The sequence below is a fragment of the Clostridium sp. FP1 genome (assembly GCF_011065975.2).
Taxonomy (GTDB): domain Bacteria; phylum Bacillota; class Clostridia; order Clostridiales; family Clostridiaceae; genus Clostridium_AD; species Clostridium_AD tagluense.
In genome coordinates, this window is the sequence record NZ_JAAMNJ020000001.1 from 2,301,879 (window position 1) to 2,317,893 (window position 16,015).

A 16,015-nucleotide genomic window follows, 5' to 3' on the forward strand; every position below is an offset into this window, starting at 1 on the left:
CAATAAAAAAGTTAAACCACTTCATAAAGGAGTGGTTTAACTTTTTTTATTATATAGGAAACAGCTTGCGGAAGCCGCTGTGGATAACATTCTAGCTAAAAGATATATAGAAAAAATCAGATAAATATGAGATGATTAAATCATGAGAAAAAATAAGATTACCATAAAACAAATATTTGAAGATAATTATTCAAAGTTTTGGAAATTGAATAAAGAAAAGTATCCTGAAAAGATGAGAGAACATATGAATATCGAAGTAATGAAAATGATAGGATGTGGAGATATTTCATTAGGTTTTGTTGCGTACATATGTTTAAAATGTCTGGAAGTATTTAAAATAGGATTTACATGTAAAAGTAGGTTTTGTAGTAAATGTGGTAAAAAATACATAAGCGAATGGGTAGAGAAACAAGTAAGTAAAATCTTGGATGTTCCACATAGGCATTGTGTTTTTACGATACCGACTGAGTACAGAAAATATTTTTTTTGGAATAGAGAGAGTCTGAAAGACCTGCAAGACATGGTATATGAGGTTATAAATGAGTTTGCAAATGGTGTAAACTATAAAAATAGAGAAGAATATAAAAAGAAGAAAAGAAGCAAAAAAGGTGGAGTGCTTTGGCAAAGTGGAATGATTGGCGTAGTGCATACTTTTGGAAGGAATATAGGGTTTAACCCACATGTGCATGCATTGGTTCCAGAAATAAAAACAAGGGATAATGAAGTTAAGGATATGGAATTCTTTGACTATAAATATTTTAGAAAAGTTTGGCAGTACAAATTAATAAATTATATGGTTAGTAAAAACCCAGATAAAAAAGCAGAGTACTTAAAAATGTTCAAAGATTATCCTAACGGATTTTACATAAATGCCAAATCAAGAATGAAAAGTGCAAGAGGTGCAGCAAGATATATCGGTAGATATTTAGCAAGACCTGCGATAGCAGAATATAGAATACTTAGCTATGATGGGAAAAATGTAACGTTTTGGTATAAGAGTCATGAAACTAATGAGAGAGTAGAAGAAACAGTTACGGCACAAGTGTTTATAGGCAGGTTACTAATGCATATATCGCCTAAATATTTTAAAATGGTTAGATTATATGGAGTATATGCTGGAAGTATAAGTATAAAGATTAGAAAATGTTTTGGTTTATTGCAATACATAAAAAGTGGGCTTAAAGCAATTCAGTACACATTAAAAATAAATTGGAAAAAGGAAATAAGAAAAATGAAGTATAGAGAATTAATGATTATTAATTTTTCTAAAGATCCAGGGAAATGTTCAAAATGCGGTCAGCTAATGGAGTTATTCCAAATTTGGCACAGAAAGTATGGGTATATTTATGATATGGGAACGTATTAAAAGGATTTTTAAAATTAAAATGGATGAAAGGGAGATACCATTTCAAACAGAGGGGCCCGATAAGATGATACTTTTTAAATGTAAGAAATGTGGGTATGAAGAAGAGGTACCAGAATTTGTTGCGTTTGAATGTTATACACCTGAGGAATTTGACAAGAAGAGTGGTAGTCCTATTGTTCTATGCCCAGAATGTGATGCAAATATGATAATTAAAGGACGATGAAATTATCATATTTGCTTGGCATAAGGGTTTTTACTCGACCGTAGGGAGATTTTGTTCTTTAGTTATATGTACAAACATCTTCGTATAGAAGATATTTGTATAGAATATACTATTCTTAATGGTATATAATGTATTGCTATAAATTCAGGAATGGGGATGTTGTATGATTAAAATACTATTAGGGTTACTAATTTTGTTAACATTATACTTTGCCTTTATATATATTTATGACCTATTCAAGGCAGCAAAGGCAGAAAAAATCCGCAATAGAAATTTTATGGCTTTTGGTATAATAGGGTTTATAGCTAATTTTTTTGATACTTTAGGAGTAGGAAGTTTTGCTATTATAACATCCATAGTAAGGTTCTTAGAATTGACTGAGGATAGAACCCTTCCCGGTACTTTAAATGTATCGTGTACAATTCCTACAGTTTTGGAGGCAATTATTTTTTTTACTGTAATAAAAGTTGATAAAATAACATTGATTTCAATGATTATTGCTGCGGTTTTAGGTGCAATAATGGGGGCAGATATTGTTGCAAGATTTAATATAAGAAAAGTAAGAATTGGAATGGGACTCGCACTAATTACGGTTGCTATTATTATGCTTTCAGATTTGTTACATTTTATGCCAATTGCTGGAACAGCTAATGGGCTTACAGGAACGAGGCTTATGATAGCCATTGGCTGTAATTTTATACTTGGAGCTTTAATGCAACTAGGTGTTGGTCTTTACGCTCCTTGTATGGCATTAGTTTATGCACTTGGAATGAACCCTCTTGCTGCTTTTCCAATAATGATGGGCTCCTGTGCTTTCCTTATGCCGGCGGGATCTATTGAATTTGTGAAAAAGGGGGCATATGATAGAAAAGCATCCATAGCGATTACGTTGTTTGGAAGTGTTGGAGTATTAATTGCTGCATATATTGTTAAATCCCTACCACTAGGTATTGCTAAATGGTTAGTGGTAATAGTTGCAATCTACACATCAATCATGCTATTAAAATCTGCGCATAAAGCGCGCATACAAATTATAAAAAGGGGAAAGTGATACACTATTTACTATTAAATCATCACTTGCGGTGCTACAATTAATGACTTCAGAAGGAGATTTATCGCCCCCACTTATAGAAATGAGAGATTTCCCTTATGGAATGTCGTTAAAGAAATTATTTTTTTACAGAGAAAACTTTATTAATTATTACCTATTAGTTATAACAATGATATAATTTATATATAAATGCAAATTTTACCGAATAGTTAAAGCCGTAAATATGCAATTGATAAACTTAAGGGCTTACATCTATGAGTATTTTTTATATAACAGTTTTAATGAATAGGAAGAACTAAAGAGGGGGAGGTATCATGGAAAATTCAGAAACTATAATATCAATTAAAGATTTACAAATGAGCTATGGCAGTAAAAAGGTGCTTAATGGGATAAATTTAGAAATTCCTAGAGGGCAGATAATAGGGTATATAGGGACTAATGGCGCCGGTAAAAGTACAACTATAAAAATAATGCTGGGTATATTAGAAGGATACACAGGAACAGTTGAAATATTAGGACAAGATATAAGTGATGGAAGCATAGAATATAAAAAGAAAATAGGGTATGTACCAGAGATTGCAGACATATATGAAAACTTAACTGCTTATGAGTATCTAAGCTTTCTAGGTGAGATATATGGATTAGAAGAGAAAAACCTTATTGAGAGAGCAAAAAAAATGATGGGCTTATTTGGAATGGAAGACGTTATAAATTCAAGAATATCTTCATATTCAAAAGGTATGAAGCAAAAGCTACTTATAATATGTAGTTTGATTCATAATCCAGATATATTATTTTTTGATGAGCCTTTAAGTGGACTAGATGCTAATAGTGTAATGGTGTTTAAAGAGGTTATGAACACTCTTGCAAAGGGAGGAAAAACCATATTTTATTCTTCACATATAATGGATGTTGTAGAGAAGGTAAGTGATAGAATCTTACTTTTAAATGATGGAAAAGTAGTTGCAGATGGAAGTTTTGAGCAGCTTAAGAATAATCAAAAGGAAGGTTCACTTGAAGAAATATTCAATCAACTAACAGGCTTTAATGAGCATGCAGAGATTGCAAAAGAATTTGTTTCTTTGGTTTGTGAGGTGTAACTATGAAAGATTTCATCGTGCTTAAGATATTAGATAAATTTCAATTATTATATAAGAAATCAGGCATTAACTATAAGACTATGAGAATGATTCTGCAGATAAAACTAACCATGGATGGTCGTAGAGTAAGTACTGCTATGGGAAATAATAAAAAGACAGATGAGGATAAGGAGAAGAATAATTATTTATCCTTATTGATGGTCAATGTAGTTATGAGTATTTTTATTGGATTAGTAATGATGGGTGATATGCCAGCTATGAAAGCTACAAATATTGTAATAGGTATAAATCTATTTATGATGATATCACTTATGATATCTGACTTTTCAGCAGTTTTACTAGATGTAAAAGAAAAAAATATATTGTTACCGAGACCTATAGATAGTAGGACCTTTAATGCAGCTAAGACTACTCATATATGTATATATTTAATGGGTTTATCACTGTCATTAAATTTGATTCCACTAGTTCTTGGTACAGTAAAATATGGAGCTTTATTTTTTGTTATATTTAGTATAGAAAATATATTGGCAGTACTAATAGTTATAGCTTTAACAGCGCTATTATATACTTTAGTCTTAAAGTTTTTTGATGGAGAAAAACTAAAGGATATAATAAACTATTTTCAAATATTATTAGCATTTGTATTTGCCTTCGGATATCAGTTAGTTTCAAGAGTTTTTGATATGAAAAGTATGAATAGTGAATATGTGCCTAAAATTTGGCATGCGCTACTTCCATCTATGTGGTTTGCATCTCCCTTTGGAATATTGATAGATGGGAATAAACAATCTTTCTTAAAAATTTTACTTTCACTTGCAATAGTAGGTCCCATTATCTTAATTACGCTTTATATTAAAAGAGTAGTACCTTATTTTGAAAAGAACCTTCAAAAATTAAATGAAAATGGAGGGGCTGTAAGTAAGCGAAGCGCAACTAGACAAGAATTTATAGCAGGGCTTGTTTGCAAGGATAAGATTGAAAAAAGTATGTTTAAATTTACTCAAAACATGATATCTACAGAAAGAAACTTGAAGCTTAAGGTATATCCATCACTTGCAATGGCGTTTTTTATACCAATTCTATTTATGTTTATGGATAGGGGAAGTGGTAAATCCCTCATGGCTAATATTCAAACAGGCTATGGCGGGAAAATTCATTTATTAATGTATATGAGTATATTCTTACTATGCTTTTGTACAGCGTTTATAAATAATAGTGATAATTATAAGGGGGCTTTTATATACAAGGTATTGCCTATAGAAAAACCAGGAGTGCTATTAAAAGGATCAATAAAAGGAACTATATTCAAGCTAATAATACCAGTCTATATATTAGAGTCTATAGTGTTTATAATATTTAAAGGACCATCAATAATTATAGACTTAATAGTAATGTTTTTAGTTCTTATAATATCATCATTAGTGTATTTTAAAGTATCCAATAAGGCAATGCCCTTTAGCGTGAAATTTGGTACAGCAGATAGTGGGAAGCTTATAATGCCCTCCGTAATCACAATTTTTTTGCTTGGAGGCTTTGCTGGAATACATATAATTATTAGAAATAATATGATATTTGTTGCTGTTTATGCGATGCTGCTTTTAATAGTTAATGTAATTCTTTGGAGAATTAGCTTTAAGGAGTGCTGGAAGGATATAGAGATGTAAAGAGTTGTTCATTATGAAAATATAGAGGTAAACTTATCTAGATTATAAAATTAATTATGATGAGTTTCTTAAAAAATGCGTTGATGTTGCTGGACTTCAATGATGTGAGGCTCACTGGTCAAAAGTTGGGAAAAGGGGCTGTCTCAAAATAGAAAGTGATTTCTACAGCGAGATGGCTCTTTTTTTCTTTTCCAAATACAAAAGTGGACTCCAAGGAGTCCACTTTTGGTGTATAATTTAAATATGATAAATAAAGAAATTACACAAAAGAATTATACCAATAATTGCGAGGTTTATCAATTAGTTTTTCCTATTGAAACAGGAATTTTGATACCCGAGGATGATTCAGTGAGACTGCTAAGCCAAATATTGGAGGAATTATATTATAAAAATTTAAATGAGGCGTACTCTTCACAAGGAAGAAAACCGGCAGTTGAACCGAAGATTCTATTTAAAATATTAGTTTATGCTTATATGAATGACATTTATTCAAGTAGAAAAATAGAAAAAGCTTGTAAGCGAGACATCAACTTCATGTGGCTTTTACAAGGTCGAAAGGCCCCTGATCATAATACAATAGCTAGGTTTAGAAGCAAAAGACTTGTTGGTGTTGTAGATGATTTATTTAATCAATTAGTTGAAAAGTTAAAAACCTACGGTGAGGTTGAATTTAAGAATATATTTATTGATGGAACAAAAATTGAAGCCAATGCTAATAAGTATACTTTCGTATGGAAAAAATCTACGGATAAATTTCAAGCGAAGCTTCAAGAAAAAATAAAGGAAATTATTGAAAAAATAAATTTTGAATTTAAAACAGAATATATAATTTCAGAGCCGGAGGCTAAAATAGAATATCTTCAAGAGATTTTAAAATTTTTAAATAAAAATAGAGAACATGAGAATATAGAATTTGTGCATGGACAAGGCAAAAGAAAAACTAAAATACAGAAGTTTATAGAAAATCTTTCAGAGTTTATAGAAAAGCAAAAAAAATATGATGATTATACCAAAACTTTTGATGGGAGAAATAGTTTTTCAAAAACTGATAAAGATTCAACCTTTATGCATATGAAAGAAGATCATATGAGAAATTCGCAACTAAAACCAGGATATAACATGCAAATAGGAGTGGAAGGTGAATATATTGTTGGGATAGATATTTCTAGTGAAAGATCTGATCAACTTACTTTTATTCCGTTTTTAAAAAAATTAAGAGAAACATTATCACAAATATTTGATAGTGTAATAGCTGACGCTGGATATGAGAGTGAAGAAAATTATATGTATTTAGAATCCACTGGACAAAACACATTTATAAAACCTCAAACTTATGAAAGCATGAAAAAGAGAAGCTTTAAAAATAATATAAGCAAGCGAGAAAACATGAATTATGATGAAGTAAATGATGAATATACTTGCCATAACAATAAAAAATTAAAGGTTCTTTATAACACGATAAGAAAGTCAAAGTCTGGATATAAAGCTAGTGTAACAGTTTATGAATGTGAGGATTGTGATTCATGCCAGTATAAACCAAAATGTACAAAAGCAAAAGGTAACAAAAGACTAAGTGTATCTAAAAAATTTATACAAAAAAGATTAAAGTCATTAGAAAATATAACAAGTTTAGAAGGAATAATGTTAAGAACTAATAGGTCAATTCAAGTTGAAGGAGCATTTGGAGTTTTGAAAGAAGATCATGGGTTTAGAAGATTTTTAACTAAAGGAAAAATCAATGTTAAAACTGAATTTACCCTTTTATGCTTTGGATATAACATAAATAAATTTCATAACAAAATCCAAAATGATAGATGTGGAATTTTATTGCATGAAATAAAATCAGCTTAAAGTTCAAAATAAAAAACAACATTTTAAAATTAGGAGATTTAAAAATCTTCTTTTTGTAGTGTAAAAAATAAAAACGAACTAAAAAATAACAATAAAAAGAGTAGTTTTTTATTGCTTTTATTAAAATCAAGAAGGAAAAGAGGCTGTCTCTTCAAATGATTTTTTAATCATTTTGAGACAGCCCCTTTTTTATATAAAGATAAGAATTTTAATGTGCTTTTGTATATGACAAATTAGTACATACATTATATCACTAGAACACACAATAGATATAATACTTTGTTATAAGTAAATATATAATAGTATTATATATTTATATTTAGAACTATAAAGAAAGGGAACTTACATATGGAAAGTAAAGCAATTTTGATTGCAGATGATGAACCTTTAATAAGGAAACTGGTTAAAGATTTCTTGAAAATGGAGGGCTTTAATATATTTGAAGCTCAGGATGGGAAAGAAGCCCTGGACATATTTAAAGAAAATAAGGATAAAATCGATTTAGTTATATTAGATGTAATGATGCCTGTATATGATGGCTGGTCTGTGTGCAGAGAGATAAAAAAAATATCTGACATACCAATTGTTATGCTTACAGCAAGAGGTGAAGAAGTAGATGAGGTTTTTGGATTTGACCTAGGTGCAGATGAATATATAACTAAGCCTTTTAGTCCTATTATATTAGTTTCTCGAATAAAAGCAATTTTGCGGCGTATTCAGGGATCGAAAAGTGAAGAAATACATTTTGATAAAATTGAAATAGACGAAAAGGCTCACATGGTTACTATAGACAACAAAATTGTGACTTTAAGCCCAAAAGAATATGAGTTATTGTTATATTTTATTGAGAATAAAGGTATAGCTTTAAGTAGAGATAAAATACTTAATACAGTTTGGAATTATAATTATTTGGGGGATTTAAGAACTGTGGATAGCCATATTAAGAGACTTAGGTCAAAACTTGGAGAACAGGGAGATTTAATTCAGACAGTAAGAGGACTGGGTTATCGATTTGAGGTGGACAAATGAAAGGATCGATAAAGAGAAAACTCTTTATAGGTGTAACTTGCTTAGTAGTGTTTTTTGTTTCATTTTCAATGATTTTAAATTCCTGTTTTTTTAAAACCTACTATATTTCTCAAAAAAAAAGTATGCTAATAAAAAATAGCAAATATATAGATAGTATTTATAAAAATAACTTTCAAGAGATTTCTTTTGAATTTGAAAAAATCGAACGAAATAATGCAATTCATATGACTATAGTGGATAGCAATAATAATATTAAGTATGATTCCATGTTTAAAAGGAGTTACGATTTCAGTGATATTAAAAGGCCCTCGGGGCGATTTAATATTATAAAGCAATTTGATAATAAGGAACTAAATAATGAGCAGTATATCTTTAAAATTGCAAAAGATAGGCGATTAAATACAGATTTCTTAAATTTATATCACTTACTAAATAATGGAGACAAATTATTGTTAAGCATTCCATTGCAAGAGGTAACAGCCAATGTGAATATATCCAATAAATTTTTGATGCTTACAGGCGTACTTACAATTATTATTGGTATTATGGCAACCCTTATATATTCTAAAAAATTTACTCAGCCAATATTAAATTTAAATAAAATTACACAAAGTATGTCAAAGTTAGATTTTAGGTGGAAATATGTTGTTACAAGTCAGGATGAAATAGGCGAACTTGGTGAAAATATTAATTCTCTTTCTGAGCAGTTAGATAAATCTATTAATGAACTTAAGGAAAAGAACAAAGAACTCAGGGCAGATATAGAAAAAGAAAGAGCCTTAGATGATATGAGGAAGGGATTCATAGCCAATGTATCCCATGAATTAAAAACCCCTATTTCACTAATCCAGGGTTATGCAGAAGGACTAAGAATTAATGTAGTAGAAGATGAGGAAAATAAAAAATTTTATTGTGATGTAATTGTTAATGAAGCAAAAAAAATGAATCAATTGGTAAAGAGTTTACTTAATCTTTCTTTAATTGATTTAGGCAGCCCTGAGCTTGAAATAAGCCTATTTAATATGTCTGAACTAATTGAAGAATTGATTAATAAATTCTTGCCAATATTTAATGAAAAGCAAGTCAAATTAGACAGGTCAAAGGTAAAAGAACTAATGGTATCCGGGGATAGGTTAATGATTGGGCAGATTTTAGTAAATTACATAAATAATGCGATAAATCATATAAATGAAAAAAGAGAGATAATTATAGAAACTAGCCGAAATGCAAGTAAGGTTAGGGTAACGATTTTTAACTCAGGAAAACAAATACCGAAAGAAGATATAGACAAAGTGTGGCAAAGCTTTTATAAAGTAGATAAAGCAAGAACAAGAGCGTATGGTGGTACGGGGCTTGGACTGTCCATTGTTGCTGGGATTCAAAGACTTCATGGAAACACCTATGGTTTAAGAAATGTGGAGGGTGGGGTTGAGTTTTGGTTTGATATTGATACTTAAAAAAATATTTCATTAAAAAGCAGGGTGTATTTTGCCCTGTTTTTTTAATTTCAGATCCAAAGAAGATGATTTGATAGACACACAACAGACACGTAAATAACACACAATTAACACGGAATTAATACACAATTGACACATGAACTTATTATAATTACTTTAGAGATAATCCCAACAAGTGCTCTTTTATTATACCATTTGTATAAATTTTTAAAGTTTTATTTGAAATGAGGAGATGAAACCAATGAAAAAAGAAATGAAATCAATTAAAGCAAAGAAAAAATCATGGAAAATGTCGGCCATAATAACATGCGTTGCTACTTTAGTTGGAATTGGAGGTTACTTTGGATACTTGGCTATAACAAAGACAGCTGTCAAAACAACACAGTATATGAAGCTTAAGGCAACTAAAGGCAATATTGAAGTTGTAGTTACTGCAAGTGGTACTGCAGGTTCCAGTGTATCTAAAGATATTGTTGCACAAAACAATGGCACTTTGGGTTCTTTTAGTGTAAAACCTGGAGATTTGGTAAAGAGTGGGCAATCAATTGGGACCCTAGTTGAGCAAAACGCCGATCAAAGTGTTCAAAAGGCAAAAAATGCCCTTGATCAGGATAACTTGAAACTTACACAACTTAAGAAAAGCTTAAATTCATTATATGTAAAAGCCCCAGTAAGTGGAATAGTGCAAACTGTGAATATAGCAGCAGGGGATGACCCATCAGTTATAGGAAAGGCTTTAGGTCATGCAATGGTCATAACTTATACAGGAAGCGATGGTAAGGCTATACAAATAGGTATTGATAGCTCAAGTGGATCATCTTCCACAGTTTCAAAGGTCTACGTTACTGCAGGTGCTACGGTAAAAAAAGGTGATACTCTATTTACATTAAATGCAGAAGAGATTAACAATTCTATAAGTTCTCAAAATCTTAATATTCAGCAGGATCAAACGACTTTAAGTAATGCACAAACACAAGCAGGTTATAATAATTTCACAGCTCCAGTTGGTGGAACTGTAGCAGCACTTAATTTTAATCCTGGTGACACTATTCAGTCAGGTAAAGCTGTAGCAACTATTATAGATTTAACTCAAATGCAAACAGTAGTTGCTGTTGATGAATTAGATATAGATAAAGTAAAAGTTGGACAGAAAGCAACTATTACAGTTGATGCAATAACAGGTAAAGCATTTACTGGGAAAGTAATTAAAATATCATCCATTGGTGTAAGCACAAACTCAGTTACAACTTATGATGTAACAGTTTCAATTGATGCTGCTGATGGAGTTAAAACAGGAATGACTACAAATGTTAAAGTTTCTGTACAAACAAAAGAAAATGTAGTTATGCTTCCAATTGAAGCAGTTCAAGGTACTGGTAATAATAAATCTATAACTGCTGAAACTTCAGGAAGTAGTACAAGTACTTCAAGTAACAATAGTGGAAATAGTTCAAATGGAAATGTAGCTGCTAATGGGTCGCAACGTTCAGGAAACGGCGGAGGAGCAATTTCCATAGCAAGTAGTGGTGTAACTAGAAAAAAAATTGAAGTTGGGATTTCTAACCAGAATTATGTAGAGATAACAAGTGGCGTAAGCGAAGGAGATACAGCATTGGTTGCAATAATAAAGAGCCCTGCAACTAGTACTACTAAGACAACCAACCCATTAAGTGGATCTGGTGGATTTGGTGGAGCTGGTGGAGGCTATGGGGGCGGTGGTGGCAGAACTGGTGGAGGAAAAGCAGGAAACTAGCTATGGAACTCTAAGATAATATTGTGAATAATTTTGAGTAAGGAGGTTATGAAAATGAAGTTTACTCAAGCAATTAAAATGGCTTTAAGTTCTGTGGTAGCAAATAAGATGCGTTCTTTCCTCACAATGCTCGGTATAATTATAGGTATACTTTCTGTGATTATATTAATTGGAATGGGACAAGGAACAAAAAAACAAGTTGCAGATCAGATTCAAGGACTTGGTACCAATTTGATTACGGTAAGTATAATAGGCAGCAGAGAAATAACAGTAAGTAACGAAGAAATAGCTACATTGAAGACAAAGCCTGGAATTAAGGAGATTGCCCCAATAATTAATGGTAATGTAACTATAAAAGCTGGGGTTAAGAATACTACCACTACAGTGGAAGCTACCACGCCTAATTATGAAGAAATAAAACAAATAGGTGCAGAGGCTGGGAGATTCATCAATCAAAATGATCTTGACAATAGATATAAAGTTGCTGTAGTCGGTGTAGATGTTATTGATGCTGTATTTTCAAATAGAAATGTAGTTGGAAAAACCATGCTAGTTAATGGAAATGAATTTACTATTATAGGAGTACTGCAATCAAAGGGAAGCACTAGTGCAGGATCAAATGATAACAAAATTATTATTCCTATAACTACAGCTCAAAGATTGCTAAAGAATAAAAGCATAAAAACCTTCTATGTTGAAACAACCTCGGCAGATACAGTAAATGATGCTATGGCAAATCTTCAAGTGTTTATGCTTAGAAAGTCTAACAATGACAGCACCAAATTTAGAGTATTTAACCAAAGTGATTTACTTTCAACTGCCACAGCATCTTCAGATAGTATGACCTTGATGCTTGGTGGAATTGCGGGTATTTCCCTTCTTGTTGGAGGCATAGGTATTATGAATATAATGCTTGTATCAGTAATAGAGAGAACTGGGGAAATTGGACTAAGAAAAGCTGTCGGAGCGCGTCGAGGGGATATTCTGCTACAATTCCTAATAGAATCACTTGTAATTTCAGGGGTTGGAGGCATAGTAGGGGTTCTAGGTAGCTTTTTAGGTGCTTATTTATTAGGCAAATTTGCCAATATGTCAGTATTAATATCACCTATTATTATAATTGTTTCCTTTGGATTTTCAGCTGGAGTTGGTGTTGTTTTTGGACTCTACCCTGCAAATAAAGCTTCAAAATTAAGACCAATTGAAGCCTTGAGATATGAGTAAAATGAATTTTATAGATTTGGAGGTGAATAAAGCATGGTAGTTATAGAAGTAGAGGATATTGTTAAAAAATATATAACTGGCGATATTGATTGCATAGCATTAGATAATGTAGGACTTAAAATTCAAAAGGGTGAATTTACCACAATAATGGGACCTTCAGGGTCCGGTAAATCTACATTTATGAGTATTCTAGGTTGTCTTGATAGAATGGATTCAGGTAAATATTTATTGAATAATAAGGATGTTACGAGTCTTACTGATAATGAGCTTGCTTATATAAGAAATAAAGAAATAGGCTTCGTATTTCAGTCATTCCATCTTCTGCCTAGAATGAGTATACTTGAAAATGTTGAACTTCCAATGGTATACTCAGGATACAGTTCTAAGGAAAGACGGGAAAGAGCACTAGAAGCACTTGATAAGGTAGGACTTAGCAACAGGATTAAACACAAACCTAATGAGATATCCGGAGGTCAGAAACAAAGAGTGGCAATTGCTAGAGCTATTGTTAATAACCCTGCAGTTATTATGGCAGATGAACCTACAGGTAACTTAGATACAAAATCTTCAATTGATATTATGAGGATATTCCAGAAACTAAATAGTGAAGGTGCAACGGTTGTCATGGTAACCCATGAGGCTGATATTGCTCAGCATACCAAAAGAATAGTTCGTTTCAGAGATGGAAAAATAATTTCTGATTTAGAGGTTAAAGATAGAATAGTATTATAAAAAACTTAATATTGCAGCTTCGAAGAAGATGAACAGCTGCGCAGATGATGATTTAATAGGGGAGGTGTCATAATGAATAAATTGAATAAAATAACATCAGGTTTGATAATAATAAGTATTTCAGCGATTTTGGTTGCTGGTTGCCAGAGTAGTGCTGCAAAAGCAACTTCAGCGGCTCCGGAAACAGTACAAGGTAACCGTGGGAAATTTGATCCAGCAGTAATGAAAAAACAATATGAAGATGCTCTAAAAGGTCTAGTAACAGATGGAACAATAAAACAAGCTCAGTCAGATAAGGTTCTTGTAGTTTTGACAAAAAATATGTCGAAACCAAAAACTCAGACTCAGGATGGAAATAATCAACAAAATGGTCAACAAAGTGGACAACAAGGGACCTCACAAAATAAGGTTAGAAAGAATCCATTAAGTGAATTAGTAACTAGCAAAGTAATAACTCAAGCTCAATCTGACGCAATTATGCAAAAAACAAGAGGAAATTTTAAGCGCCCACAAAATTAATACATAAAAGCTCATTTGTATGAAATAACAGCAATTTTAATAAAAACAAAGAAAAACCCTTGAGTTTTAAGGGCTTTTTCTTTTGATTTAGATTTTGAAATATATTTTAAGTTTATCTATTCTACTGGAATGATATTTAGAGGCCTATTAAAATCAAAGATTAGTATATAGCTGATATCTGTCTTAACTAAAATTGCTAGTGATATAATGAATTGTACATGGTATTTTGAATAAACAGCAAGGAGGAATTTTATGATTACAATAATTAAAAACGGAGAAGTCTATGCACCAGAGTATATAGGGAAAGTAGATTTAATAATTGCGGGAGGAAAAATTGAGACTATTGCTCAAAATGTTTCAATTCCAGAGAGATTTGCCACAATAAAAGTAATTGATGCAACAGGAAAACTTATATTTCCAGGTTTTATCGATTCTCATGTACATATTTTAGGGGGAGGAGGAGAAGGTGGCTTTAAGACTAGAACACCTGAGATTCAGCTTTCGGAAATTATAGCTGGTGGTGTTACAACAGTGGTAGGTTGTTTAGGTACTGATGGGGTATGTAGAGATGTAAGATCACTTCTTGCTAAAGCAAGGGGGCTTGAAGAGGAGGGAATTAGCACTTATATTTACTCAGGATCCTACGAAATACCAGTAAATACCATTACAGACAGTTGCCGCTCTGACATTATGATTGTAGACAAGGTTATTGGAATAGGAGAGATAGCTCTTTCAGATCATAGGTCCTCGCAGCCTACTTTTGAAGAATTTATAAAGGTAGTAGCAGAGGCTAGAGTAGGTGGAATCCTTTCAGGTAAAGCTGGAATTGTGAATGTACATCTTGGAGATGGAGAGAGAAGGCTAGAATATTTAGTCAATATGGTAAAGCAAACTGAAATACCAATTAAACAGGTTATACCAACTCATGTTAACAGAAGTATTTCTGTGTTTAATGCAGGAATAGAATTTGCTAAACTTGGAGGAATTATTGATATGACTACTAGCTTTGATCCAGAGCATCTTGAGGTAGATGAAGTTAAAGCAACTTTTGAAAAATAGTAATTTGTGATACTATATTTAATTCGTTAGCAACTTCATTAAAGCTTTGGGAAATACTAAAAATGTTGTTAAAAAGATAATTATTAAATAAATTTAATAATTAGAAGAGAGGGTGTTTTATATGAAATATGAAATGCTAGACTTTCGAAAAGGGGAAAAATTATGACTAATATATTTCACATTTTAATATACTTATTTCTTTTTTTTACATTTTGGATCCTAATTGAAGCTCAAGTTTATAGAGTTCGAAGGATTAGAGTTGTTAATAGCAAGATACCAAAAGGTTTTAAAAAATTTAAAATAATTTTTATATCAGATATTCACTATGGAAAATTTTTTAGGGCTAAAAGGTTGATAAGCGTAGTAAATAGAATTAATAAATTAGAAGCAGATATTATAATAATAGGTGGAGATTATTTAGATATTTCAGTAAAAAGCAAAAGGAACGTAAGTGTATATTTAGATAAAGAGTTTGAAATATTAAGAAACTTAAAAGCTAGGTTAGGTATTTATACTGTTTTAGGAAATCATGACTATTACAATAGGAAGGATGCCCTATTAAATGCAATTAACTCAAGTTCCTTTAAGCTACTTAAAAATACAAAGGAATTAATTAATATGGGGGAAGATAGTATAAGTCTAATAGGAGTAGATGATTTATTTCAAGGGAATCCAAAAGTTGGCATGCTTAAAGAAAACAATAATAATTTCACTATTGCTATATCTCATAATCCGGATTTTTTCAGCAATTATAAAAGCCTGATAAACTATGACTTAGGTCTATCAGGGCATACTCATGGAGGTCAAATAAATTTTTTTGGATTATACGCACCATATACGTCTTCCAAATACGGTCAAAAGTATATAAAGAAGATAGTTCATGAGGAAAATAGAGACATAGTATTAACTCGCGGAATAGGTAACGGAATGTTACCCATAAGATTTTTTGCTATGCCAGAAATTTTAGAGATTAATTTAGAATAA

At 31.4% G+C, this 16,015-nt stretch carries 13 protein-coding genes and 1 pseudogene; all 14 read left to right on the plus strand.

The features are described from left to right. The first annotated feature begins 142 nt into the window (after positions 1-142). The gene (locus G9F70_RS11065) at positions 143-1,366 is read left to right on the plus strand and encodes a transposase (protein WP_224617359.1); all 1,224 of its coding nucleotides are present in this window, start codon (positions 143-145) and stop codon (positions 1,364-1,366) included. Further along, positions 1,335-1,589 (plus strand): hypothetical protein, encoded by a 255-nt coding sequence (locus G9F70_RS11070; protein ID WP_224617360.1) that lies wholly within the window; start codon positions 1,335-1,337, stop codon positions 1,587-1,589. The genes G9F70_RS11065 and G9F70_RS11070 overlap by 32 nt, the downstream gene beginning before the upstream one ends. 163 nt (positions 1,590-1,752) lie before the next feature. Further along, positions 1,753-2,640 (plus strand): sulfite exporter TauE/SafE family protein, encoded by an 888-nt coding sequence (locus tag G9F70_RS11075; RefSeq protein ID WP_164948050.1) that lies wholly within the window; start codon positions 1,753-1,755, stop codon positions 2,638-2,640. Positions 2,641-2,954: 314 nt separating this feature from the next. After that, a complete protein-coding gene (locus G9F70_RS11080) occupies positions 2,955-3,740 on the plus strand; it encodes an ABC transporter ATP-binding protein (RefSeq protein ID WP_164948049.1) in 786 nt (261 codons plus the stop codon). Between the two features lie 2 nt (positions 3,741-3,742). Next, positions 3,743-5,407, plus strand: coding sequence for a hypothetical protein (locus G9F70_RS11085; RefSeq protein ID WP_164948048.1), 1,665 nt, complete (start codon positions 3,743-3,745; stop codon positions 5,405-5,407). Between the two features lie 243 nt (positions 5,408-5,650). Beyond that, entirely contained in the window at positions 5,651-7,258 is a 1,608-nt protein-coding gene (locus tag G9F70_RS11090) for an IS1182 family transposase (RefSeq protein WP_224617775.1), read from the plus strand. A 348-nt stretch (positions 7,259-7,606) separates the two neighbouring features. Beyond that, the gene (locus tag G9F70_RS11095; protein WP_164947455.1) at positions 7,607-8,287 is read left to right on the plus strand and encodes a response regulator; all 681 of its coding nucleotides are present in this window, start codon (positions 7,607-7,609) and stop codon (positions 8,285-8,287) included. Next, complete coding sequence (locus G9F70_RS11100; protein ID WP_164947456.1) at positions 8,284-9,744, plus strand: sensor histidine kinase; 1,461 nt, start codon at positions 8,284-8,286, stop codon at positions 9,742-9,744. The genes G9F70_RS11095 and G9F70_RS11100 overlap by 4 nt, the downstream gene beginning before the upstream one ends. A 241-nt stretch (positions 9,745-9,985) precedes the next feature. Beyond that, positions 9,986-11,497 carry an efflux RND transporter periplasmic adaptor subunit gene (locus tag G9F70_RS11105; RefSeq protein ID WP_164947457.1) on the plus strand — a complete coding sequence of 504 codons (1,512 nt, stop codon included), beginning with the start codon at positions 9,986-9,988 and terminating at the stop codon, positions 11,495-11,497. A 54-nt stretch (positions 11,498-11,551) separates the two neighbouring features. Beyond that, positions 11,552-12,721: an ABC transporter permease gene (locus G9F70_RS11110; RefSeq protein ID WP_164947458.1), complete on the plus strand. Its 1,170-nt coding sequence runs from the start codon at positions 11,552-11,554 to the stop codon at positions 12,719-12,721. Positions 12,722-12,754: 33 nt separating this feature from the next. After that, complete coding sequence (locus tag G9F70_RS11115) at positions 12,755-13,453, plus strand: ABC transporter ATP-binding protein (RefSeq protein WP_164947459.1); 699 nt, start codon at positions 12,755-12,757, stop codon at positions 13,451-13,453. A gap of 72 nt (positions 13,454-13,525) precedes the next feature. Next, positions 13,526-13,972 (plus strand): hypothetical protein, encoded by a 447-nt coding sequence (locus tag G9F70_RS11120; protein WP_164947460.1) that lies wholly within the window; start codon positions 13,526-13,528, stop codon positions 13,970-13,972. Positions 13,973-14,224: 252 nt separating this feature from the next. Further along, a pseudogene (gene iadA / locus G9F70_RS11125) lies at positions 14,225-15,019 on the plus strand (beta-aspartyl-peptidase); the annotation flags it as partial. Between the two features lie 174 nt (positions 15,020-15,193). Further along, entirely contained in the window at positions 15,194-16,015 is an 822-nt protein-coding gene (locus G9F70_RS11130; RefSeq protein WP_164947462.1) for a metallophosphoesterase, read from the plus strand.

What these genes read in the sequence shown, in the direction of transcription:
- G9F70_RS11065 (WP_224617359.1), top strand. Translation starts at nt 143, where the DNA reads ATGAGAAAAAATAAGATTACCATAAAACAAATATTTGAAGATAATTAT.
- G9F70_RS11070 (WP_224617360.1), top strand. Translation starts at nt 1,335, where the DNA reads ATGGGTATATTTATGATATGGGAACGTATTAAAAGGATTTTTAAAATT.
- G9F70_RS11075 (WP_164948050.1), top strand. Translation starts at nt 1,753, where the DNA reads ATGATTAAAATACTATTAGGGTTACTAATTTTGTTAACATTATACTTT.
- G9F70_RS11080 (WP_164948049.1), top strand. Translation starts at nt 2,955, where the DNA reads ATGGAAAATTCAGAAACTATAATATCAATTAAAGATTTACAAATGAGC.
- G9F70_RS11085 (WP_164948048.1), top strand. Translation starts at nt 3,743, where the DNA reads ATGAAAGATTTCATCGTGCTTAAGATATTAGATAAATTTCAATTATTA.
- G9F70_RS11090 (WP_224617775.1), top strand. Translation starts at nt 5,651, where the DNA reads ATGATAAATAAAGAAATTACACAAAAGAATTATACCAATAATTGCGAG.
- G9F70_RS11095 (WP_164947455.1), top strand. Translation starts at nt 7,607, where the DNA reads ATGGAAAGTAAAGCAATTTTGATTGCAGATGATGAACCTTTAATAAGG.
- G9F70_RS11100 (WP_164947456.1), top strand. Translation starts at nt 8,284, where the DNA reads ATGAAAGGATCGATAAAGAGAAAACTCTTTATAGGTGTAACTTGCTTA.
- G9F70_RS11105 (WP_164947457.1), top strand. Translation starts at nt 9,986, where the DNA reads ATGAAAAAAGAAATGAAATCAATTAAAGCAAAGAAAAAATCATGGAAA.
- G9F70_RS11110 (WP_164947458.1), top strand. Translation starts at nt 11,552, where the DNA reads ATGAAGTTTACTCAAGCAATTAAAATGGCTTTAAGTTCTGTGGTAGCA.
- G9F70_RS11115 (WP_164947459.1), top strand. Translation starts at nt 12,755, where the DNA reads ATGGTAGTTATAGAAGTAGAGGATATTGTTAAAAAATATATAACTGGC.
- G9F70_RS11120 (WP_164947460.1), top strand. Translation starts at nt 13,526, where the DNA reads ATGAATAAATTGAATAAAATAACATCAGGTTTGATAATAATAAGTATT.
- G9F70_RS11130 (WP_164947462.1), top strand. Translation starts at nt 15,194, where the DNA reads ATGACTAATATATTTCACATTTTAATATACTTATTTCTTTTTTTTACA.